Here is a 22,400-nt window from a genome sequence, read left to right on the forward strand (position 1 = left end):
AGATGAGTGATAACCAACTAACAGAATTTATTGAACGGTACCTCGACGGTAGCATGACCGCCGAAGAACGTGTTCAATTTGAGCTGCTTCGCAAAAACGATGCGGCTGTTGAAAGTAAAGTTACCGAACACATTAAATTTATAGGCTTACTGAAGCAATATGGCGAACGCCTTGAGCTTGAGAATCGCTTAAACGCCATTCATAATGAAATTGATGTTCATGCGCTGAAAGAGGAAGTAATGATCCATCCGGTATGGATTGTGCGCATGTGGCGTAATCATCATTCAAAAATATCGGTAGCCGCTTCAATTGCGATCTTTGGCGTTTTGACTATCCTGATCCTGACAGGTAAGCTGAATAATGATAAGTCAAAATATCAGCAACTGAGCGAAAAGATCAACAACATGGAGAAAACGGTTGCTCAGATAGGCCATGGACGTACTCCGGTAAAACCCAAAATAACCAGGACACCAGCTAATTTCAGGGGCACCGGTTTTGCGCTTACATCAAATGGTTACCTGGCTACAGACTACCATGTTATTAAAAATGCTGATTCGGTTTATGTGCAGAATGCCGCGGGCGAATCATTTCATGCTAAGGTTATTTATACCGAACCACAGTATGACCTGGCTATTTTACAGATCAATGATCCATCATTTAAAAACCTTGGCCCTATACCATATAACGTTAAAAGGGCCGAAGGTGATCTTGGAGAGAGCGTATACACACTCGGTTACCCGGCCGATAATATGGTTTATGGAGGAGGTTATTTAGCATCGGCAGCAAATTATTCGGGCGATACTACCGAATATGTAATTTCTGTTCCGGTAAACCCCGGCAATTCAGGTGGACCATTACTTGATGAAAAAGGAAACGTGATAGGTGTTATTACCGCGCGTCAAACCCAGGTTGCAGGTGCGTATTTTGCTAAAAAATCAACTTACCTGTTAAAAGCGATACAAAATATCCCAACCGATTCATTATCGAAAACGCTTAATTTGAATACTAAGAATAAATTAGCTGGATTAAGCCGTACTCAACAGAGTAGCAAACTCAAAAATTATGTGTTTATGGTTAAAGTGTATAACCAGTAATCATCAATAGCCCACTCAATAAAAATTAATATATTAAAATGAGAAGAGACACCGTGAGGGGTCTCTTTTTTTGTTTGACAATAGTGTCACGTCATTGCGAGGAGGAACGACGAAGCAATCGCATACCGTACAGGGCGGTCATGCTTCCGTGCGGTTGCCGCGCTACGCTCGCAATGACATAATAATTGTTGTTTACCTATCCACCTCGCCTAAAACAAAGTCGATAGAACCTACAATTGCTATCAAATCGGCAATTAATACACCCTTGGATAGCTCGGGCAGCACCGAAAGATTATTAAAGCTTGGCCCGCGGGATTTTACACGGGTTGGGATCTCTGATTTGCCGTCTGTAATAAAATAAAAGCCAAGTTCGCCTTTGGCGCCTTCGCAGCGTACATAATAATCCTGTGCTTTAGGAATTGTTTTGCGGGGCATTTTAGCACGGGGATCAAAATCAGGCGTACGTTTCAATTCTTTCTGCAAACGGTCAAGGCATTGTTCAACTATTCTTAATGATTGCTCAATTTCATCAACACGTACCTTGTACCTGTCCCAGCAGTCGCCAACTTTGCCCATCAGGCCCTGCCCAATCGGGATTTCAAAATCAATTTCAGGATAGGCCGAATAATTATCAATCCGCCGCAAATCCCATTTTAAGCCCGATGCGCGTAACATAGGGCCCGAGCAACCATAGTTAATAGCTACATCAAGCGGCAAAACGCCCACGTTGGCTGTGCGCGAAATAAATACCTGGTTGTCGGTAAGCAATTGGTTTAGCTCAACCATTTTAGGTTTAAAATACTCCACAAAATCCCGGCAGCGTTCTTCAAAGCCAACCGGCAGGTCATAAAATAAGCCGCCTACCCAAATGTAATTGTACAGCATACGAGAGCCCGACGCCCACTCCAGCATCCCCATAATATGCTCCCGGTCCCTGAAACACCACAGGAAAGGGGTAAAGGCGCCTATATCAATGCCGTAAGTGCCAATGGCTATCAGGTGCGATGCTATGCGGTTTAGTTCGCAAACCAGCACACGGATGTACTCCACACGCTTAGGAATATCCTTGTCAATACCCATCATCCGTTCAACACCCATTACAAAGGCGTGGCTGTTGTTCATAGAAGCCAGGTAATCCATCCTGTCGGTAAAAGGGATGGTTTGTTGGTAAGTTAATGATTCGGCATGTTTTTCAAAGCAACGGTGCAGGTAGCCAATATGGGGGATCACCTCTTTTACTATCTCGCCATCGGTAATTAATTCCAGGCGTAAAACCCCGTGAGTTGAGGGGTGTTGCGGACCTACATTAAGTACCATATCCTCAACGCTGGCCCCAGCTATCTTTTTATTGTACCTGAGGAGTGCTTCTTCGTATTTGGGGTTTGTAATGACCAATTTTATATCCGGTTAAATTTATATCCGGTCATATATTGCTTGGGGCATATTGCCGGATACCAAAAATCAGCTTTTTTTTTTATTTATGGGCTACTTTCGCTGTAAAAATGAAGTAAACAAAGCTGTTATTTAATAGCCTGCCTTTGGCTCATTTTGCTCCGTTAATGCCAGGAAAGTTTATTGGAGGTTAATCTATCCTGATGCCTTTGTAAAATTCAGCGTTCTGGTAATCTTTCCGTAAAGGGAAACCTTCCCAATCATCGGGCAGTAAAATCCGGCGAAGATCAGGGTGGCCTTCAAAGTAAATCCCCAGCATGTCATAGGCTTCGCGCTCATGCCAGTCGGCAGTGCGGTAAACAGGGGTCACGCTTTTAAATTCGGGCAGTTCATTACTTTCTTTTGGATGGGCTTTGCTTATTTTTAAAGTAAGCTGTGTTTTATAGGGGATTGATGCCAGGTGATAAACCACACCATAGCGGTTTGTTTCGTCATTATAATGCACACCGCTCAGGCTCGACAGGAAATCGAAATAAGTTTTGGGATTGTTCCGCAATTCCAGGCATACGGCCGCAATATCATCAGGGTTAATTAACAAGGCGGGTTGCAGACCGCCTGTTTCTTCGCCGGTAATTACGGTATCACCAAGTTTTTCGGTGAGCAGGTTTTTAATATCATCAAAACTCATGGTGCAAGGCGTACTTTTTTCCAGGTTTTTTTATCAGTTTTTTTATACAGGATGCGGTCGTGCATGCGGCTTGGCCGGCCTTGCCAAAACTCAACCAATTGCGGGTTTAAGATATATCCACCCCAATACGATGGTTTAGGCACTTCCTTATCAGCATATTCGGCTTCCAGTGCGTTCCACTTTTGCTCCAATGCATCGCGGCTTTCAATTTCCTGGCTTTGGGGAGATACTATTGCGCCAACCTGGCTGCCTTTAGGGCGCGAATGGAAATATTTTTCAGACTCTTCTTTACTTACTTTTTCAATAGTACCTTCAATACGCACCTGGCGCTCAAGGCCTCCCCAAAAAAATGTTAGCGCGCCCTGCGGGTTCTTGGCAATCTCTTTGCCCTTGCGGCTTAAGTAGTTGGTAAAGAATATAAAACCGCCTGCATGAAAGCCTTTTAAAAGTACAATCCGTGCCGAAGGTTTACCGGTTACGGTGGCAGTTGAAAGCGTCATGGCGTTGGGTTCATGCAATTTTGCCTCCAAAGCTTCGTTAAACCATTGTTCAAATTGTTTAATAGGATCGCCCTTAGTGCTGTTTTCTGATAGGGTAGAGGCACTATAATCCTGCCTTAAATTTTGTATTTCCTGCTGATTCATTTTAATGCAAACTTACAAATTAATTAAACCGTATATAATGATGTAAATCATTATTCGTAATTGAACATATTTTTACTATGCTTGTTACGTAATTAAACAGCTAAACTTTATGCTTAGTCCAATAGCGGCCGCGGCAGGCCATTTACTTATTTCGGAACCCTTTATGATGGATCCGAATTTCAGGAGATCAGTAATCATTTTAACAGAATACTCTGCGGAGGGAGCCATGGGCTTTATCCTGAACCATCAAAGCGAATATTTATTGGGCGATGTATTGCCCGATGTATCATACTCCGAAATGCCTGTTTATGAAGGCGGCCCGGTAGCCAAAAATACATTGCATTTTATCCATTGCGCGCCCGATAAAATAGAAGGCGGCATTGAAATAGCCGATGGCCTTTACTGGGGCGGCGATTTTGAGCAGGTGAAATATTTAGTATCCAATTACCAGTTAAGTACCGAAGAAATTAAATTTTTTGCCGGATACTCTGGTTGGACACCGCAACAGCTTGATGAAGAAGTAAAAGATGATAGCTGGATAGTAACCGATAAATTTGATATAGAAACACTGTTCACCCTCGATGAACAAAATCTTTGGCGCCAGGTGGTGATCAGCCTCGGCCAGCGCTATGCCCACATCGCCAATTTTCCTGAAAATCCGGCGTTGAATTAAGGTGAGTGATTAGAGGTTGGAGATTAGAGGTTAGACTATAATATTTAGAAATGAGAAAAGGCCATAATTTACTACGGCCTTTTCTCATTTAACTTGTATAAGCTTGAGCCAACTAATCTCCAACCTCTAATCACTATCTTCCATTTCCCTTGCCGACTCCTCCACTTTCTTTTTAAGGTTTTCTTTAAAATCGATAAGGTTTTTCACGAGGTACTCATCTCCTGTTGACAGGATCTGTGCAGCGAGAATCCCGGCGTTTTTGGCTGCGTTTAAGGCTACTGTTGCTACCGGGATGCCGTTTGGCATTTGTAATATGGATAGGATGGAATCCCAGCCGTCAATAGAGTTGCTTGATTTTACCGGTACGCCAATCACCGGCAGGTGGGTTAATGAGGCTACCATGCCCGGTAGGTGGGCTGCACCGCCGGCTCCGGCGATGATCACTTTAATACCCCTGTCGGCAGCGGCACGGGCGTAGCTAAACATCCTATCGGGCGTGCGGTGGGCCGATACCACGGTTATTTCATATTCAACGCCTAATTCGGCTAAAACATCAGCAGCATCCTGCATTACATTTAAATCGGATTTGCTGCCCATTATAATGGCGACTTTCGTAGTGTTGTTCATAGTTAATGGTTCATAGATCATGGTTCATGGGAAGATCAGCTATATGGAGTTTTTTAACGCCGTGATCATTTTTACCAATACTTCATAATCAGCATAAAAAATTTTAACGTTTTCTTCAGCGATATAGTTTCTTCTCTTTGCAATAAAAAGACAGCTTACCACTTCAATGCAGATCTTAGTGAATAACCTAAAAAGACCTTAAAAACTGCTTTACTCTGTCCAGTTGATCCTTCAGCGATATTCAGAACAACAGAATCAGCCGCACGTTTTATCTGTGATGTTAAAATATAAATTTCTTCTTTCGGAAATGTTTTCGTTAGTTGATTTATTTGTTCATCCAAGTCCATAGCTCTCTGCCAAACCTGAAGGTCCTCAAATCTAAATGCCATCTGTTTTACTATGAACTATGATCTATCAACTATGAACTAATTAACTAATTACCTTTAAAGTTTTCTGCACAAACCGTGCCTTTTCAATCGCTTTTTCACGATCTGCGTCAACAATAGTGACGTGGCCCATTTTCCTGAAAGGCTTGGTCAGCGCTTTGCCGTAAAGATGAATATATACTCCCGGTACTTTCAAAATCTTTTCGATACCCTGGTAAATAGCAGGGCCTTCGTAACCGGCTTCACCTAAAACGTTCACCATAATGGCGTTGTTAAGGCAGGCTGTATCGCCCAAAGGCTGATTAAATATCGCCCTCAAATGCTGCTCAAATTGTGATATCACATTGCCTTCAATAGTTTGGTGACCACTGTTATGCGGGCGCGGGGCAAGCTCATTCACCAGGATGCGGCCTTGCTTATCTAAAAACATTTCAACCGCCAGCAAGCCAACAATTTTAAGACTATCGGCAATCTTTTTAGCTATTTGTTCTGCTTTTTGTTGGATGGCGAATGGAAGGGTAGAGGGAGCGATCAAAAACTCCACGAGGTTGGCTTTAGGGTTGAACTCCATTTCAACCATCGGGAACGTGCTGATCTCGCCGTTTTCATTACGGGCAACAATTACAGCAATCTCTTTTTCAAAATCTATCCATTGCTCAATCAGGCTCGGCTCTTTAAAAGCGCCGGCAAGGTAACTTTCATCAATTACTTTGTATACGCCTTTGCCGTCATAGCCATCCTTACGTAGTTTCTGGATATAAGGAAACGGGATTAAACTTTGTTGTAGCTGTTGGGGTGATGATATGATCTGGAAATCGGCAGTAGGGATATCGTTTTCCTTGAAAAATTGCTTCTGCAAACCTTTATCTTGAATCAGCCTGATAATGCGGGATTGCGGATAAACCAGTACACCCTCTTTTTCAAGCTGTTCAAGGGCGTCAACGTTAACCTTCTCTATTTCAATGGTAAGCAGGTCGACAGTTTTACCAAAGTTATAAACGGTTTCATAATCACCCAATGAGCCTACGGTAAACTCGTCACACAGTTTGCGGCAAGGCGCTTCGCGGTCCGGATCAAGAATTTTAACAGTAACATTATAGTTTATGGCTTGCTGTATCAGCATACGTCCTAACTGTCCGCCGCCTAAAATACCCAGTTTTAAATCTCCGTAAAATGCTTTCATATTTGAAGATGCAAGTTTAGCCTAAATCTTTCAAAAAGCCTATAAATGCTTTAAACAACAATGGTTCAACGTCGTTTTTTGGTCATTAGATAATAGAAAACGCTGTGTACTATGATAAAACTAATGGCCGTAATAAAGTAAAGCGTTTTGTTTTCGGGGTTTAGCTGTAAACGGAAGGCGGTAATGACAAATACAACAGAGCCCGAAAAATAAAGCACCAGCCTTATAGACAGATTGTTGTAATACGCCGGGTTGGCTAAAAACAACATGGGTAGGGTCATTATTAAAATAAAGATGTTGAGTAAAGCCACGCTTTCGGACAAGGAGGGGAGTATCCCGTTTAGGTCCTGGCTTACACCTTTGTACTGCAGCGAGTAATAAACCGCACTTGCTACAATAGATATGATTACCGAAAAAAGAAAAGTTTTGAAAAGTTGCCTGGCGAGTGCCTTCATAGTGATATTTTATTGATATGTGGTACCGCTAACTGTGCAGTACATTATTATGTGCAAAGTAACGCATCGGGATGCAAACTGCCCTAATCCCAATGTCACAAATTGAAGATACCTGCAATCTGTTGAGCTTGGGAAGCGATGTCTTGAATCTTGTATCCTGAAGTCTTGATTCTGTTATTATCTTTACGCCGCTTATGAAAGTATCCGGTTTTACCTTTATCAGGAACGCTGTACGTAATGATTATCCCATTGTTGAGGCCATTACATCCATATTACCGCTTTGCGATGAATTTATTGTAGTAGTAGGTAACTCTGATGACGGTACCCGGGGATTGATCGAGGGCATCAACTCGCCGGCTATAAAAATCATTGATTCGGTTTGGGATGAATCATTGAAGGAGGGAGGGAAGGTTTTCGCTGCCGAAACAGATAAGGCTTTTGCAGCGATATCAGCTGATGCCGACTGGTGTTTCTATATCCAGGGCGACGAAGCGGTGCATGAAAAATATCATCCCCTTATTAAAAAGGAAATGCATGAAGCTTTAAATAAATCAAATATTGAAGGCTTGCTGTTTAAATACCTGCATTTTTATGGTTCATATGACTATTACGGGCATTCAAGGCGCTGGTACCGCCGCGAGATCCGTTTGCTGAAGAATATTAAAGGGGTTCATTCATATCGCGATGCTCAGGGGTTTAGGCTTGATGATCGTAAGATAAATGTAAAGCTTATTGATGCTTATATATACCACTATGGCTGGGCAAAGCCACCACAAGGGTTAACCCATAAGGTGCGTAACTTTAATAAGTTTTATCACGACGAAACCTGGTTTGCTGAACACTTGCCCGAAACCTATGAGTTTGATTATGGCAATGCAGATCGCCTGATCCGCTTTACCGGCACGCATCCGGCAACCATGCAAAAACGAATAACAGCTACTAACTGGAATATCGATTTTGACTCCAAAAAACTAAGGGCTGGTATGGACTTCCGCCGTAAGGCACTGCAAAAGATTGAAGACCTTACGGGCTGGCGCGTTGGTGAGTACAGGAATTATAAGATAGTGGAGCGGTAGTTAAAAAACGCTATTAAAAATAGGTATTTACACTCATAACTTTGGTGGCGCTATTTTGTCAGCGCTATTTCTAACCGGCGCGGTCAATATCAAAAAAATCCAAAAAGGCTTAAAAAATGGCAAAATAAAAAGGGTGTTTTAGCCCGTATGTGAAACCAGAAGCGCTTACTCCTTAAAGTTTTAATTGTTGATAATTAGATATTTAACAGTGTTTCGTGTAAAATATTATGTATTTGATAATCAATGTGTTTCATTTTTAAAGCGTTCCGCGTTTTCACTCTCAAAAAATGGAACAGTCCTCTTTTTTAAAAAAGAACGCCGGGCTTTTTTTTTATTTTTTTTTGGAGAATCAAAAAATTGGGACACCCGATTTGTTACAATTGAGAGGGGGATTTCCCGGTATCACCGAACGTCGGCAAATGAATTATAGTGGCAGGTTAGTTGGTAAAATAGCATCAACGAAATCAGCGCGATCACAAAAAAATCAACGGTCATATGTTCTGCGCTATCACAAAACCGCTTGCCCAGGCCCATTGAAAATTATAGCCCCCAAGCCAGCCGGTAACATCCACACACTCGCCGCCAAAAAACAACCCGGGGACTTTCTTAGCTTCCAGTGTTTTTGACGAAAGCTCATCTGTAGATACACCGCCGCGCATTACTTCGGCCTTGTCATAACCTTTATCGCCGGCAGGTTTTACCTTAAAATCATGAATGAGGGTGCTGATATTTTCTATGTCGGCTTTGGTGAGCGATGCCATGTTTTTTTCGGCCGGGAGTTTATCGCTTAAAGCTTCGGCAAACTTGCGGGTATATAGCGATGCGATATAAGCCAGCAGCATTTTTTTGCCGTTGGTTTCCTTTTCCTGTTGGATCAGGCCGGCAATATTTTGATTGGGCAGGAGATCGATGTTAATGGATTCTCCTGGTTTCCAATAGGAGGAGATTTGTAATATGGCTGGTCCGCTGAGGCCCCAGTGGGTAAATAGGATGTTTTCTTCAAAGCTTGCCCTATCGTTCCAAACCCTACAAAAAATGCTATTGCCTGATAATTGCTCATACCAGGGCTGGTCTTTGCCGGTAATGGTAAGGGGCACCAGGGCAGGGGCGGTGTCGGTAACTTTTAAACCAAAATTGCGCGCCGTTCGGAGTCCGAAATCGGTAGCACCCATTTTGGGGATGGGCAAACCGCCGGCAGCCATCACTACACTGGCAGCGCTTATATATTCCTGTTTGCCGTTAACTTCGGCCCGAACTGTAAAACCATCGTCAGTTTTTTCTACCATTTTAACTTCGGCATTTACCCAGATCTCCTGGCCAAGGTCATCGCACAGGTTGGTGAAAACTTCAACCACATCTTTGGCTTTATCGCTTACCGGGAAAAGCTGGCCCAGCGTTTTTTCTTTACCGCTGATGCCATAAGTTTCAAAAAAGCTAATGGTATCATCAACCGTCCATTGTGAAAAGGCTGATTTACAGAAGTGTGGGTTTTGCGAAATAAACTGCTGATCGGTAGCGTAAAGGTTGGTATAGTTACAACGCCCGCCGCCACTGATGAGTATCTTGGCGCCAACCCGGTCGTTTTTTTCAAGTACCAGTACCCGCTTGCCTAAAAAGCCGGCTTGTACGGCACACATGAGGCCGCATGCGCCTCCGCCAATTATTATAGCGTCAAAATCTGTTTGTTTTACTAAATTTGTACTCATGACGGATGTTTCGCAAATATCAGAATTTGGAAAGATACTCATCTTTATTATTACTGGGATAATAATGGTGTGCGTGATATTTTTTATCAACAAACTTTTGGCCCCCAATAATCCCAACGCCGAAAAATTAAGCTCATACGAATGTGGCGAAGAGCCTACCGGTAATGCCTGGTTACCCTTTAATCCCCGCTTTTATGTGATAGCGCTGGTTTTCCTGCTTTTTGATGTGGAGATGGTGTTTATTTTTCCCTGGGCAACCGTATTTGGCAGTCATGAGCTTGCAGCACAAGACGCACGCTGGGGCTGGCTTTCACTTGCCGAAATGTTTGTGTTTTTGGGCATCCTGATTATAGGTTTAGTATATGTTTGGCGCAAAGGCGACCTGGACTGGATCAAGCCAACCCCGATTGTGCCGCATACCGATGTGCATATTCCGCCATCCTTGTACGAACAGTTGAACCAGGAACAAAGCAGTTTTACAGTAAAAGCTTTCAACGCTGATACAGTATCAACTGCAACTGCAACCGCCACTCCCTCACCAGAACCAGCCCGCAAACCTATGTTTAAGCCAACTTTTAAAAAGCCTGCAAATGAGTAACGATATAACCAGTGAGAACGGTGGTGTAGTGGTAACCAAAATGAACGATCTGCTCAACTGGGCACGTTTATCCTCATTATGGCCGCTAAGTTTTGGAATAGCTTGCTGCGCCATTGAAATGATGGGCTCTATGGCCTCCACCTATGACCTCGATCGTTTTGGTGTTTTCCCGCGCCCATCTGCCCGCCAGGCCGATGTAATCATTATTGCAGGTACCGTTACTTTTAAAATGGCCGAACGCATTAAACGCCTGTATGAGCAAATGCCTGAGCCTAAATATGTGATTTCGATGGGCTCATGCTCTAACTGCGGCGGGCCATACTGGCAGCATGGCTACCATGTGGTAAAAGGCGTTGACCGGGTGATCCCGGTTGATGTGTATGTACAAGGCTGTCCGCCAAGACCGGAAGCCTTAATTGGTGCTATTTTAGAATTGCAGAAAAAAATTGAGGGGGAGCGTTTGATAAAAGCCTAATATCACCGTTATGTTTGGCTGGCGAAAAGAAAGAAAAACAAAGAGTCGGATATTGACACTGATAAATTTGGCTGAGCAGTTAGGTTTAAATGAAAAGGATATAACGAATGCCAAAGAATGTCTTGAATATAACGAATTGGAATTAAGCTTTGACTGCGTGATAACCCAAATTCATGAATATGATGTTGCGATAAACAAAGCGTTTTATTCAATGGCAACTGCTATTGCAAACGAGTTGAAACTGCCAGCTAATGAATACGATTTCTTGATTCCTTTAATAAAAAAGGAACTCTCTTAACTTTACCATCTAATCTTTATTTGATCCTTATGAAAGTCCTGCTCGTTCTCATCATAAGTTTTATCCTTACGACCGTTATTTCCCGTCTATTTGTTGACGACTGGAATATTATGCTTAGCGGTAATGTAGCCATGATGCTGATGCTTTGGTTTACCTCATTGGGGCATTTTATGTTTACCAAAGGGATGGTTATGATGATGCCTTCCTTTATCCCGTTTAAAGGAGCGTTAGTTTATTTAACCGGGATAATGGAAATAGTTCTCGGCGCTTTGCTGGTGGTTAACGCTACAAGGCATATAGCAGGGATTATCTTGCTTGTTCTGTTTGTGGTCATGCTGCCTGCTAATATCAATGCAGCCATGAAGCATGTGGATTTAGAAAAAGCTACTTATGATGGCAGCGGTCCGGGTTACCTTTGGTTTCGGATCCCTTTACAATTGTTGTTCATAGCCTGGATATTATATTTTTCAATCGGGATTTAGTTGGTGATTTTTAAGGATATAGATTATCTTTAAGCGATTAACCAATTATGAAAAAAATAACCCGAAAGCTGCTGGTCATTACGATTAGCACCCTATCTATATCGGTCTGTGCACAAACATCAAGTCCTAAACAGCCATTTTTCCCAAAAGGCAGCTTATTGTATGGTGATGTTAATTATGCCGGTGATACCTTAAAAAAACACTTATTAGATGTTTATCTGCCTCCGGTAGTCAAAGAAAGCTATCCGGTTATTATCTGGATCCATGGTGGCGCCTGGATGCTGAATGATAAATATGCCGATATGGGCTATATGCAAAAAACTGTTCAGGGTTTTATTGATAATGGTTACGCTGTGGCCTCTATTGATTACCGCTGGAGCACTTCTGCACCATTTCCGGCACAGATCCAGGATTGTAACCAGGCTGTTGAATTTCTTTATCAAAACGCATCAAAATATAAACTCAACAGGGATAAGTTTGGGGTGATTGGTTTTTCGGCCGGAGGGCATCTGGCATCGTTACTTGCTTTATCCAATAACAATAATATTAAAGAGTTTTATCCCAACGGAAACAAACCTCATTTTAAAATAAAACTGGCGCTTGATTTTTACGGGCCGTCAAATTTCCTGTCGCTTAAAGGTACCGATGTTAACGATCCTAAGAGCCCGGTTAACCTCCTGCTTGGCGCTTATGCTATTGAGCGGCCCGATCTGGCCAATATAGCCAGTCCGGTTACTTATGTTGATAAAAACGATCCGCCATTTCTCATTGTTCAGGGCGAAAAGGATGAATCGGTCAATTACACCCAATCGGTTTTGCTGAGTTCATACCTTAAACTTGCCGGTGTTAAAAATGAACTTATTATTGTACCCAACGCGCCTCATTACGGGGTAATGCTTGATGCCGAAGAGATCAGGAAAAGAGTGTTTTATTTTATGGATGAATATCTGAGGTAATAATCAGATCAACTGATTAAAATGGAAGTTACGCTCCTAAAGCTAATAGGTAAAAAATATGTTTCATACACAATTTATCGAATCCTAAAAGCATAAATTTACGCTTTTGTAATTTCTGCCATGTTAAAAAAAGAAAACCCGAGAAAGAAAAGTAAACTTGTCAATATCCTGTTCGCCGGGTTTATAACGGGTACGCTTGATGGACTTGCAGCCATGATCCTGAACTATAAAGTAAACCCTGGTGTTATTTTTAAGTTTATTGCCAGCGGGGCCTTTGGACCGGCGGCCTTTGCAGGCGGGGCCGAAATTATAGTTGCCGGGGTTATTTTTCATTATGTGATAGCTTTTCTATTCAGCGCGGTATTTTTTCTGCTGTATCCCTTTTTTTATAACGGACTGCGCAATAAATATTTCGTGGCTGTTGTTTACGGGATAGCTGCCTGGCTCATAATGAATTTAGGAGTTGTCCCTTTGAGCAAAATAACCATGAAGCCGGGATATCATATCCCGGTAAGTACTATTCTGACCGGGATGTTAACGCTGATAATTTGTGTGGGTTTACCCGTAGTTTTCATTGCCGATAGGGAAAACCAGAAATCCAAATAGTTATGATTGGAATGCATTTTTTAAATACCGACCGTTTGGGCTTACGCGGATTACTTGAGTCGGACGCCCTGCAAATATTGGCTCTCCGCTCCAATGTCGAAGTGAACAAACACCTTGACCGTGCTGCTAATACCACTGTTGATGAAGCGTTATCATTTATTAAAAAGATAGAGGATATTGTGAGTAATAACGAAGGTTTTTATTGGGCTATAACCTTAAAAGACAAGGATGAGCTGATAGGAACCATTTGTTACTGGAACCTGAATGCTGCCAATAAAAGTGCAGAAATAGGTTATGAACTTCACCCGGATTATCATGGGCAGGGCTTCATGCAGGAAGCCATTTCAGCGGTTTTGGCCTTTGGTTTTAATGATCAGCATTTTGAATTGATAACTGCCTGCCCGAAACAAGGGAACGAAAGTTCAGTGAAGCTATTAAAAAAGACAGGCTTTTCACTTGCCGGAGATTTTACGGACGAGGAAACTAAAAGTAAATATCTTGATTTTAGATTAACCAAAGCTGACTATTTAACAAGATCATCTTAACGAAAAACCCGGTTGTTGAGGCCGGGTTTTTCATGGATTTAAAATTAAACTAAGTATTTTGTGATTAAGGCATCATGATGCCATTAATGCCATGTACAACACCATTGCTGGCCTCGGTGTCAAATGCGGTAACCAACACTGCATTGCCTTTGGCATCGGTGATCTGCAAATTGCTTTTATCATTTACAGATAAATGCAATGTTTGCCCGTCGATGGTTTTCAGGTCGGCTTTGCCTTTGCCTGCACCTAAGGCCTTAATGATATCGGTTTTAGTGTATTTACCTGCTACCACGTGATATTTCAGTATCGGAGCAAATTTAGCCGGATCTTTCATTAGGGCATCAAATTGTGCTTTTGGCAATTTACTGAAAGCTACATCATTGGGCGCAAATATGGTGAACGGGCCGGCTGCCTGCAATGTTGGCTCAAGCTGAGCTGATTTTATTGCAAGGGCCATTGGCGCGTAGTTAGTTGAAGTTGCCATTACGCCAACCACATCGCCAGATGCGGCAGCTGTAGAAGTGGCTGCAGGAGCAGCAGTTGTTTTAGCAGTGTCCTTTTTGGTTGTATCCTGTGTTTGGGCTATTGCCTTGTTTGATAAGAAACCAATAGCTAATGAAGCAACGGCTATTAAAACTGACTTTTTCATGTTCATCTTTCTTTCTGTTTTTTTAGTGAATTAAAATGTAATGAGTAGTCGTTTTTATCGATATAAATTAATTAAGAGTTATTTATTTGGTGAATTACTATAGTTTAATAACTTTTAATTACGTAAAATAGTTTTGATTTATTAACATTTGTGCTTAAACACGTGATGTTCAGGAAGAAAAAAAGAGGGGAGGGTAGCAGATTTGAGACGCAAGATTTGAGATTAAGCGTTTTGGGAAAAGTAAATTATGCATCCCTATAAACAGAAACGACCACCCTGATGTATCAGGTAGTCATCTATCCGTTTGCCGCTTGATAAAGAGATTTATTGCCGGGCTTTTTGCAATTCGTCAAATTTTGCAATGAGCTTATCGATACTCTTAAGATTGTATTTATGCTCATGGATCTGATCGACCAAGTCGGGTTGATCGCCCATGATATCACTCATGATATCTTCAAAATTTTCGTCGGTAAGGCGTTTCATGCCAGCAGTAGTTTCGCCGTAATAGTAGGTTGTTTTTGAACTGCCGCCCCGGCCACCGCCGCCGCCAAGGTTAATGCCGATGCCGCCGCCAATTCCGCCGCCGTAACCACCGCTTCCGTAGCCTGCTGAGATCCCCGGTGTAATACCAAAGCCACTGCCTCCCCCGCCTTTGCCGCCCTTTGCCATGAACAGTTTCACTGGCTCATCAAGCACCACTTTTACAAAGTCGGTTTCTTCCTTGGTCCACGATTCGTTTGCCGGGGCGTGTGCCACAACAAAGCTGTCCTGACCAACAACATACGATCTTAAGTCGCTGGCGCTTAATTTATATGGATTAGTTTTTTCGTTTTCCTTAAACTCAATGAAACCTTCGCCTTTTATTGGCCCTTTTCCTGAAGGATTAGCGCGGATCAGCCCGGTTTCGCGGTTGCCCTTTACATCAGTAAAGCTACCCTGTTGCCATTTTTGCGATTTTGCTGATACAAAACACAGCATGAAAAATAAAATGATTAAAATTGAGCGCATAACGAGTTCTGAATTCTGATACAAAGAACGCAAATTTTAACTTTTTAATATGATCACTGTTGATTTCCGAAGCGATACTGTAACCAAGCCAACCCCAGGCATGCTTGAAGCTATGTGGAGCGCCAAAGTAGGGGATGATGTTTTTGGCGAAGACGAAACCATAAATGCCCTTGAAGCTAAAGCTGCCGCTATGTTTGGTATGGAAGCTGCTATTTTTTGCCCATCAGGCACCATGACCAACCAGATAGCTATCAAATGTTTTACCCAACCGCTTGATGAACTTATTGCCGATCAAACCGCACATGTTTACAGGTACGAGGGCGGGGGCATTGCTTTTAATTCGGCAGTATCAACCCGGTTGTTGAATGGTTACCGGGGCATCCTTACGCCCGAAATGATAGAGCCGGAAATCAATGCTGAAAACATCCATTACCCGCATACCAGTTTGGTGGTGCTCGAGAACACGGTTAATAAAGGCGGCGGCAGCTGCTACACGCTTGAAAATATCAAACCTATTGCCAACCTCTGCCGGGAGAAAGGTTTAAAACTTCACCTTGATGGTGCCCGGATCTTTAACGCGCTTACGCATACCGGTGACGCTGCGGTTGAGTATGGCAGATATTTTAATGGTATTTCGGTTTGCCTGTCAAAAGGATTGGGTGCACCCGTAGGCTCAGTTTTATTAGCCGATAAGGAAACTATTAAATATGCACGCCGCATCCGTAAAGTGTTGGGTGGTGGTATGCGCCAGGCGGGCTTTTTAGCTGCCGCGGGGATTTACGCGCTTGACCATCATGTTGAACGCCTGAAGATAGACCATGCCCATGCGCGTATTCTGGGTGAGGAACTGGGCCGATTGCCATGGGTAAGCGATGTAATTCCGGTTGAAACCAATATTGTTTTATTTGATACGGTTGAACCGGCTGCTGCGGTGCTTGCCAAACTTGCAGACAAAGGCATTAGGGCAAGCGATACAGATAAAAACCGGATCCGCTTTGTAACTCATTTAGATGTACATGCCGAACAGGTGGAGTATACAATAAGGTTATTAAAGGGGTTGTAAATTTAGATGGCTTGCCAACACCATTGTACTGATTGACATTTATTTAATACATACTTAATAGTTAAAAAACTTTGAGAATGTGACCGTTTTATATTTTTTCAAACATTTTTAATTTCTTTACAGTTATACGTTGGTTTCATCGATATAATTATTAATGCTGCAAATACTGCGAATTTTATAATATTTGCGGCAACCATACATTAGCCTATGTTTGAATTTACTCAATCAAATGAGAAGGAACTGCTTTTGCAAGTGGCTCAGGGTAATGAGTTTGCTTTTCGTCAATTGTTTTCTGTTTATCACCAGCGTTTAGGCGTTCATATCTTGCGTATAACCCATTCTGCTGAACTGGCTGAAGAGGTTGTACAGGATGTGTTTATGAAGATCTGGATGACCCGCGAAACGCTTACGGCGGTTGATAATTTTAAAGCTTACCTGTTTGTAATTTCAAAAAACCATGCTTTAAACTGTTTGCGCAAAGTTGCCCGTGAGCAGATGCAGCTTAAAAAGTTGGAAGAAACCCGCATTGTACCTTTTAATGCCGAAGTTCAGGAAACAGATCATTATTATAATTTGATTGATGAGGCCATTGATCAGCTGCCGCCTCAGCAGCAGAAAGTTTACCTCATGAGCAGGCATAACCGCTTAAAGTATCATGAGATTGCCGATGAGCTCGAGCTATCCCGCGAAACCGTCAAGAAATACCTTCAAATTGCCACCTCATCCATAAAAGATTATGTGCATGAACATATGGAGGCGATAGCGTTAGTAATGGCGCTGATTCATTTTTTTTATTTTTTTTAAAAAGTAATACCCCCTTTTTTAATCTCACAGGTGTCATACATATGAGATCTGCCCAACTCACTGTAGCCAATTATACAGTTATACTGAAAAACATTTACTATGAGCGAACTTTACGCCCGGCTTGATTATTTGTTTCACACTTATTATAATGGCACTGCTACGCCAGCTGAGCGCGATGAATTATTTGAGATCATCAACTCATCGGCAACCGATGCGGAGCTTGCATCGCTCATACATCATGCCTGGGATAAGCTTGACGATCATGGGCCGCTTTTTGACCGCTCGAAAAGCGAGGATATGCTCATGCAGATTTTAAGAACTAATCCCGAACAATCTGTTGCTGCACCGGTAAAGAATAATAACCTCCCCTGGAGAAGGTTAGGGGTTGCCGCTTCACTTTTATTACTTGTTGGGTTCGGCGCTTACATTTACAGCAATCAAAAAAAGCTGGTTATTGAAAAAAAAGACATTGCCAAAATTCATCCTAAAAATGATGCTTTGCCTGGTGGCAACAAAGCAATTTTAACATTGGCCAATGGCAAAACTATTACGCTTGACAGTGCGCAAAACGGCCTGCTGGCGCAACAGGGTACCACCCGGATCAATAAAACCCGCAACGGTCAGCTGGTTTATGAAACCGGTACTAATGTTGATGCTCCGGTAATAAATACTGTTTCAACTCCGCGTGGCGGTCAATACCAGTTGGTTTTGCCGGATGGGAGCAAGGTTTGTTTAAATTCGGCATCATCATTAAGCTTTCCAACCAGGTTTACGGGCAAAACTCGTGAGGTCACCATCACCGGCGAAGCTTACTTTGAGGTTGCCAAAAATCCGCAGATGCCTTTCAGGGTTAAATCCGATAACACTACAGTTGAGGTTTTAGGTACGCATTTTAATATCATGGCCTATAATGACGAGGCCGAAATGAAAACCACATTATTAGAAGGATCAGTAAAAATAAGTAACGGCACTGCAATCGGCATTTTAAAACCCGGACAGCAGGCTGTACTCAATAAAGCAGGCAAGCTCAAAGTACTTAACGATGTTGATGTAGATGATGAAATAGCCTGGAAAGACGGCATTTTTCAATTCAGGGATGCGGGGATAGATGCCATTATGAGGCAGGCTGCCCGTTGGTATGATGTTGAGGTGGCCTACGAAGGTAAAATACCACAACGAGAATTTACAGGCCGAATCTCCCGAAACGTAAAAGCATCTCAATTAATGAATATGCTTGGTTATGCCGGGGTAAAATTTAAAATTGAGGATAAGCGCATTACCATACAACAATAGCATAATTATTATACCTACTATATTAAGCAACCAATTGTTAACAATTTAAACAACCCTATGATGGAAGAAATACCTGAGATAAGTTAGCCCGACCCTTGGGATCAAATTGGTAAAACGGTTTATCATGCGTTCAAACATGTGTATCAAATTCCAAAACCAGCATATGAAAAAACCGGGAAGTATTCGCAGTACTTTCCCGGCATAAACATCTGGGTCCCAAATTTCTACAATCGATGAATTGAAAGTTAATGTTTAACCCAAACTCTACAAACTTATGAATTTTAATTCTAAGGCCACGCCTATGGCATGGCCTCAATTACGCAAATTTATATTGGCCATGAAGCTAACTGCCTTTATTATAATTGCGGCCCTTACCAATGTGAGTGCCAAAAGTTATAGCCAGATAGTTACTTTGCACCAAAAAAACACTACCGTTGAAAAAGTACTCCGCTCAATTGAAAAACAAACAGGCTATCATTTCATGTATGATAAGCAGGATGTATCAAAGGCCGGAGCAATCAACATTGAAGTTGCAAACGTATCTATAGAGAATGCGCTTGATCAATGCTTTAAAGATCAGCCGCTTACCTACAAAATTTTTGATCAAACCATTGTTGTTAAAAAGAAGGATGAGCCTGTTGTGTCGCAGGTAGCTGTTGCCCCAATTAAAGTAACGGGTACAGTAAGCGATGCCAAAGGCCCTATCCCTGGTGTTACGGTTAAGGTTAAAGGTACCAATGTTGGTGTACAAACTGACATTAATGGTAAATATACCGTCAACGCGCCTGATGCCAACGGAACACTGGTATTTACATTTATAGGATATACAACCCAAAATGTGCCTATTGGCGGCAGGAGCCAGATTGATGTTGTATTGGCAGAAGAACCAAAAGCATTGAGCGAGGTGGTTGTGGTTGGTTACGGTACCGCAAAAAAGGTCGACCTTACCGGTTCGGTAGGTAGCGTAGGTGCAAAGCAATTGCAGGAGCGCCCGCAAACCAATCTTGAGCAGGAATTGTCTGGTAAAATTGCCGGCGTAAACGTATCAAGTAACTCAGGTGCACCGGGTGGCGCAACCAAAATCCGTATCCGTGGTTACAGCTCCATTAATACCAACACCGATCCGTTATATGTTGTGGATGGTGTGGTTTGGACAGAAGGTGGTAACGCCATTAACCCTAATGACATTGAAACTATCGACGTACTGAAAGACGCATCATCAACAGCTATTTATGGTACCCGTGGTGCAAACGGCGTAATTTTGGTTACCACCAAAAGAGGTAAAAAAGGCGGTACCATTTCTTACGATGCCTATATGGCGGTAAATCATATGTTTAAGGAGATACCCGTTCTTAACTCAAAACAGTTTATGCAGATTGAGGATGTTTCTTACGCCAATATCAAAAAATATGACCCTACCGGCTGGGCTGCGGGCGACTATACCGACCGTAACCCGGTAACGCAAAGAACAGCCCTTATCGGTAAACTGTTCGATCAAAATTTAAATCCATTATATGACGTTGACTGGCAAAAAGCTACAACCCGTACTTCGGTAAGCCAAAACCACAACGTTGCATTTACCGGCGGCGCCGAAAATGTAAACTATGGCTTGTTTCTGAACTATGCTGATGACGAAGGTATTATCCTCAATAGCTACCTGAAACGTTATAATGTGCGTTTAACGGTTGACAACCAGATAAAACCATGGGTAAAAGTTGGGGCTACATTAAACTACAACTACCAGGATGGCCGCAACCAGGATCAGGGCACAGGCGGTAACAACATCCCGCGTATGTTAATTGAGATGGTGCCTTTTATTCCTGTCAGATATCCCGACGGAACCTACGGCAAACGTACCGATTACCCTAACCTTGAAGGCGGTGATAATCCGGTAGCACAAGCTAACGAAATTCAATCTCTTACCCGCAACCGTATCTTCAGCGGTAATGGTTATTTGAATTTAAATCTGTTGCCAGGTTTGGAATTCCGCAGCGTTTTGGGTGTAACTACATCTGCCAATTATAACCCGGCTTCTCAAAGCGGGCTTGTTGGCGGCCCTGTTGCAGGACAAAGCTATAGCTCGGCCTCGATAGAGGAGTTTAACAGGACGTTTTGGCAATGGCAAAACTATTTTACCTACAACAAAACCTTTAACAAGGTACATACTATAAACCTTGTTGCAGGTGCCGAACGTCAAAACTATCAGCAACTTCGTTTAAAAGGATCAACAGGTACATTGTCTGACGATTTTTATGAGTATTATAACTTATCTGCTGGTATTGTACCTAACAAACCAGAGTCTGATTATGATGCATGGCAAATGCAGTCGTTTTTTGCCAGATTGAACTATAACTACAACGAGAAATACCTGTTAACTTTAACGGGGCGCGAAGACGGCTCCTCACGATTTGGTACTAACAAAAAGTACGGCTTTTTCCCTTCTGCGGCATTTGCATGGCGCGTATCTCAGGAAGATTTCTTAAAGGATAATAAAACTATATCAGATCTGAAATTGAGGCTGAGCTACGGGTTAACCGGTAACTCCGAAATTGGTGAATATCGCTCGCTCGCAAATATTAATACAGTTGGCTACGCCTTTGGCGGCAACAGTGCGGTAGGTACCACGCAAACCTCGATAGGTAACGAGGATTTGCAATGGGAAAAAACCGCGGAATATGATTTAGGCTTTTCATTGGGCTTGTTTAACAATCGTTTAAACATTGAAGCAGATGCTTATCTGAAAAAGACAAAGGCATTGCTTTTAAATGCACCGCTGCCAGAAACAAGCGGTTTTCAAACCGTTTATAAAAATATAGGTAAACTGCAAAACAAAGGTGTCGAATTCACGATCAATGCTACTCCTATAAAAACACAGGATTTCACCTGGAACTCAACCTTTAATATTTCATTCCTGAAAAACAAGATCCTGCAGTTAGGTGCATCTAATGATGATATCTTCCTTGCTCCAACCTTCCTTTCGCAATTTAACCTGATGCGGGTTGGTCTTCCGGCCGGTAGTTTTTATGGTTACAAAGTGCTTGGAACATGGGGAACTGCTGAGGCGACCGAAGCTGCTAAATATGGCTTGTTACCAGGTGACCTGAAAATACAGGATACCAATGGCGATGGCAAAGTTAGCGCTGACGACAAAGTGGTATTAGGTAAATCAATACCTGATGGTTATGGTACTTTCAGCAACAACTTCCGCTACAAAAACGTTGACCTGGGTGTTGATCTGCAATTTAATTACGGTAATCAAATCATGAACCTTACCCGCCACTCGGGCCAGGACCGCACTGGTCAGGCAAACAGCTATGCTACCGTACTTAACGCCTGGACACCGACTAACCAAAACACCAGCATTGCCGAAAGCAGGCCCGCTTATGTACGTTATCAAACCGAAATTTATTCAACCAAAGTTGAAAGCGGTAATTTTATTCGCGGCAGGGCGGTAACACTTGGTTATACTTTTAATGACAATATTCTTAAAAAGTTAAAGTTAAGCCGTTTAAGGGTTTATGCGCAGGCACAAAATCTGTTCCTGATAACCAAATACACAGGTTATGATCCAGAGGTATCAACATACAATGCCTCAAGCAACTTCACCCAGGGTATCCAGTTTTATGATTATCCAAAACCACGTACTTTCCTGTTAGGTGTTAATGTTAGTCTTTAATTAAAAAATGTTAAAACATCATA

Annotated in this window: 24 protein-coding genes; 14 read left to right on the plus strand and 10 right to left on the minus strand. The window is 42.4% G+C overall.

Annotated elements, in window-relative coordinates; genetic code table 11:
• Positions 1 to 2: 2 nt before the first annotated feature.
• Positions 3 to 1,094, plus strand: coding sequence for a S1C family serine protease (locus IEX80_RS01415; protein WP_188831707.1), 1,092 nt, complete (start codon positions 3 to 5; stop codon positions 1,092 to 1,094).
• A 192-nt stretch (positions 1,095 to 1,286) separates the two neighbouring features.
• On the opposite strand, the gene IEX80_RS01420 is transcribed toward IEX80_RS01415, so the two are convergent.
• From IEX80_RS01420 to pdxH, 3 genes are all read right to left on the minus strand, one after another.
• The gene (locus tag IEX80_RS01420; protein ID WP_090526184.1) at positions 1,287 to 2,411 is read right to left on the minus strand and encodes an NADH-quinone oxidoreductase subunit D; all 1,125 of its coding nucleotides are present in this window, start codon (positions 2,409 to 2,411) and stop codon (positions 1,287 to 1,289) included.
• A 265-nt stretch (positions 2,412 to 2,676) separates the two neighbouring features.
• The gene (locus tag IEX80_RS01425; RefSeq protein ID WP_188831708.1) at positions 2,677 to 3,174 is read right to left on the minus strand and encodes an NADH-quinone oxidoreductase subunit C; all 498 of its coding nucleotides are present in this window, start codon (positions 3,172 to 3,174) and stop codon (positions 2,677 to 2,679) included.
• Positions 3,171 to 3,818 (minus strand): pyridoxamine 5'-phosphate oxidase, encoded by a 648-nt coding sequence (gene pdxH / locus IEX80_RS01430; protein ID WP_176624057.1) that lies wholly within the window; start codon positions 3,816 to 3,818, stop codon positions 3,171 to 3,173. The genes IEX80_RS01425 and pdxH overlap by 4 nt, the downstream gene beginning before the upstream one ends.
• 109 nt (positions 3,819 to 3,927) lie before the next feature.
• On the opposite strand from pdxH, the gene IEX80_RS01435 reads away from it, so the two are divergent.
• On the plus strand, positions 3,928 to 4,491 hold the full coding sequence (locus tag IEX80_RS01435) for a YqgE/AlgH family protein (protein ID WP_188831709.1): 564 nt from the start codon (positions 3,928 to 3,930) through the stop codon (positions 4,489 to 4,491).
• Positions 4,492 to 4,617: 126 nt separating this feature from the next.
• Here IEX80_RS01435 and purE read toward each other — a convergent pair whose 3' ends face one another.
• The 4 genes from purE to IEX80_RS01455 all read right to left on the minus strand — a co-directional run bounded on the left by purE (position 4,618) and on the right by IEX80_RS01455 (position 7,142).
• The gene (gene purE / locus IEX80_RS01440) at positions 4,618 to 5,118 is read right to left on the minus strand and encodes a 5-(carboxyamino)imidazole ribonucleotide mutase (RefSeq protein WP_121227206.1); all 501 of its coding nucleotides are present in this window, start codon (positions 5,116 to 5,118) and stop codon (positions 4,618 to 4,620) included.
• 155 nt (positions 5,119 to 5,273) lie between these two features.
• Positions 5,274 to 5,507: a four helix bundle protein gene (locus IEX80_RS01445; RefSeq protein ID WP_229701478.1), complete on the minus strand. Its 234-nt coding sequence runs from the start codon at positions 5,505 to 5,507 to the stop codon at positions 5,274 to 5,276.
• A gap of 40 nt (positions 5,508 to 5,547) precedes the next feature.
• Positions 5,548 to 6,687 carry a 5-(carboxyamino)imidazole ribonucleotide synthase gene (locus IEX80_RS01450; RefSeq protein ID WP_188831710.1) on the minus strand — a complete coding sequence of 380 codons (1,140 nt, stop codon included), beginning with the start codon at positions 6,685 to 6,687 and terminating at the stop codon, positions 5,548 to 5,550.
• 65 nt (positions 6,688 to 6,752) lie between these two features.
• Complete coding sequence (locus IEX80_RS01455; protein ID WP_188831711.1) at positions 6,753 to 7,142, minus strand: hypothetical protein; 390 nt, start codon at positions 7,140 to 7,142, stop codon at positions 6,753 to 6,755.
• A 194-nt stretch (positions 7,143 to 7,336) separates the two neighbouring features.
• Here IEX80_RS01455 and IEX80_RS01460 point away from each other — a divergent pair, with 194 nt between their 5' ends.
• Positions 7,337 to 8,218 carry a glycosyltransferase family protein gene (locus tag IEX80_RS01460; RefSeq protein ID WP_090524858.1) on the plus strand — a complete coding sequence of 294 codons (882 nt, stop codon included), beginning with the start codon at positions 7,337 to 7,339 and terminating at the stop codon, positions 8,216 to 8,218.
• Positions 8,219 to 8,709: 491 nt separating this feature from the next.
• On the opposite strand, the gene IEX80_RS01465 is transcribed toward IEX80_RS01460, so the two are convergent.
• Positions 8,710 to 9,924: a BaiN/RdsA family NAD(P)/FAD-dependent oxidoreductase gene (locus IEX80_RS01465; protein WP_188831712.1), complete on the minus strand. Its 1,215-nt coding sequence runs from the start codon at positions 9,922 to 9,924 to the stop codon at positions 8,710 to 8,712.
• Between the two features lie 64 nt (positions 9,925 to 9,988).
• Between IEX80_RS01465 and IEX80_RS01470 the strand changes: the two genes are divergently transcribed.
• The 7 genes from IEX80_RS01470 to IEX80_RS01500 all read left to right on the plus strand — a co-directional run bounded on the left by IEX80_RS01470 (position 9,989) and on the right by IEX80_RS01500 (position 13,884).
• On the plus strand, positions 9,989 to 10,522 hold the full coding sequence (locus tag IEX80_RS01470) for an NADH-quinone oxidoreductase subunit A (protein ID WP_255485215.1): 534 nt from the start codon (positions 9,989 to 9,991) through the stop codon (positions 10,520 to 10,522).
• Complete coding sequence (locus tag IEX80_RS01475; RefSeq protein WP_090524864.1) at positions 10,515 to 10,997, plus strand: NADH-quinone oxidoreductase subunit B; 483 nt, start codon at positions 10,515 to 10,517, stop codon at positions 10,995 to 10,997. The genes IEX80_RS01470 and IEX80_RS01475 overlap by 8 nt, the downstream gene beginning before the upstream one ends.
• 10 nt (positions 10,998 to 11,007) lie before the next feature.
• On the plus strand, positions 11,008 to 11,295 hold the full coding sequence (locus IEX80_RS01480; protein WP_090524866.1) for a MafI family immunity protein: 288 nt from the start codon (positions 11,008 to 11,010) through the stop codon (positions 11,293 to 11,295).
• A gap of 29 nt (positions 11,296 to 11,324) precedes the next feature.
• Positions 11,325 to 11,777, plus strand: a complete 453-nt coding sequence (locus IEX80_RS01485) for a DoxX family protein (protein ID WP_090524869.1) — start codon at positions 11,325 to 11,327, stop codon at positions 11,775 to 11,777.
• A 47-nt stretch (positions 11,778 to 11,824) separates the two neighbouring features.
• On the plus strand, positions 11,825 to 12,733 hold the full coding sequence (locus IEX80_RS01490; RefSeq protein WP_090524871.1) for an alpha/beta hydrolase: 909 nt from the start codon (positions 11,825 to 11,827) through the stop codon (positions 12,731 to 12,733).
• Between the two features lie 120 nt (positions 12,734 to 12,853).
• Positions 12,854 to 13,339 carry a hypothetical protein gene (locus IEX80_RS01495; RefSeq protein ID WP_090524873.1) on the plus strand — a complete coding sequence of 162 codons (486 nt, stop codon included), beginning with the start codon at positions 12,854 to 12,856 and terminating at the stop codon, positions 13,337 to 13,339.
• Positions 13,340 to 13,341: 2 nt separating this feature from the next.
• A complete protein-coding gene (locus IEX80_RS01500; RefSeq protein ID WP_090524875.1) occupies positions 13,342 to 13,884 on the plus strand; it encodes a GNAT family N-acetyltransferase in 543 nt (180 codons plus the stop codon).
• A gap of 64 nt (positions 13,885 to 13,948) precedes the next feature.
• On the opposite strand, the gene IEX80_RS01505 is transcribed toward IEX80_RS01500, so the two are convergent.
• Together IEX80_RS01505 and IEX80_RS01510 are read right to left on the minus strand one after the other, a co-directional pair.
• Positions 13,949 to 14,533, minus strand: a complete 585-nt coding sequence (locus tag IEX80_RS01505; protein WP_175489914.1) for a fasciclin domain-containing protein — start codon at positions 14,531 to 14,533, stop codon at positions 13,949 to 13,951.
• 324 nt (positions 14,534 to 14,857) lie between these two features.
• Positions 14,858 to 15,511, minus strand: coding sequence for a hypothetical protein (locus IEX80_RS01510; protein ID WP_139159916.1), 654 nt, complete (start codon positions 15,509 to 15,511; stop codon positions 14,858 to 14,860).
• 79 nt (positions 15,512 to 15,590) lie between these two features.
• On the opposite strand from IEX80_RS01510, the gene IEX80_RS01515 reads away from it, so the two are divergent.
• The 4 genes from IEX80_RS01515 to IEX80_RS01530 all read left to right on the plus strand — a co-directional run bounded on the left by IEX80_RS01515 (position 15,591) and on the right by IEX80_RS01530 (position 22,377).
• Positions 15,591 to 16,604, plus strand: coding sequence for a threonine aldolase family protein (locus IEX80_RS01515; RefSeq protein WP_188831713.1), 1,014 nt, complete (start codon positions 15,591 to 15,593; stop codon positions 16,602 to 16,604).
• A gap of 207 nt (positions 16,605 to 16,811) precedes the next feature.
• The gene (locus IEX80_RS01520) at positions 16,812 to 17,408 is read left to right on the plus strand and encodes an RNA polymerase sigma factor (protein WP_188831714.1); all 597 of its coding nucleotides are present in this window, start codon (positions 16,812 to 16,814) and stop codon (positions 17,406 to 17,408) included.
• A gap of 99 nt (positions 17,409 to 17,507) precedes the next feature.
• Positions 17,508 to 18,701 (plus strand): FecR family protein, encoded by a 1,194-nt coding sequence (locus IEX80_RS01525; protein ID WP_188831715.1) that lies wholly within the window; start codon positions 17,508 to 17,510, stop codon positions 18,699 to 18,701.
• 274 nt (positions 18,702 to 18,975) lie between these two features.
• Positions 18,976 to 22,377 carry a TonB-dependent receptor gene (locus IEX80_RS01530; protein WP_188831716.1) on the plus strand — a complete coding sequence of 1,134 codons (3,402 nt, stop codon included), beginning with the start codon at positions 18,976 to 18,978 and terminating at the stop codon, positions 22,375 to 22,377.
• Positions 22,378 to 22,400: the final 23 nt, after the last annotated feature.

Origin of the sequence: Mucilaginibacter rubeus (assembly GCF_014643835.1) — a bacterium.
Classification (GTDB): domain Bacteria; phylum Bacteroidota; class Bacteroidia; order Sphingobacteriales; family Sphingobacteriaceae; genus Mucilaginibacter; species Mucilaginibacter rubeus.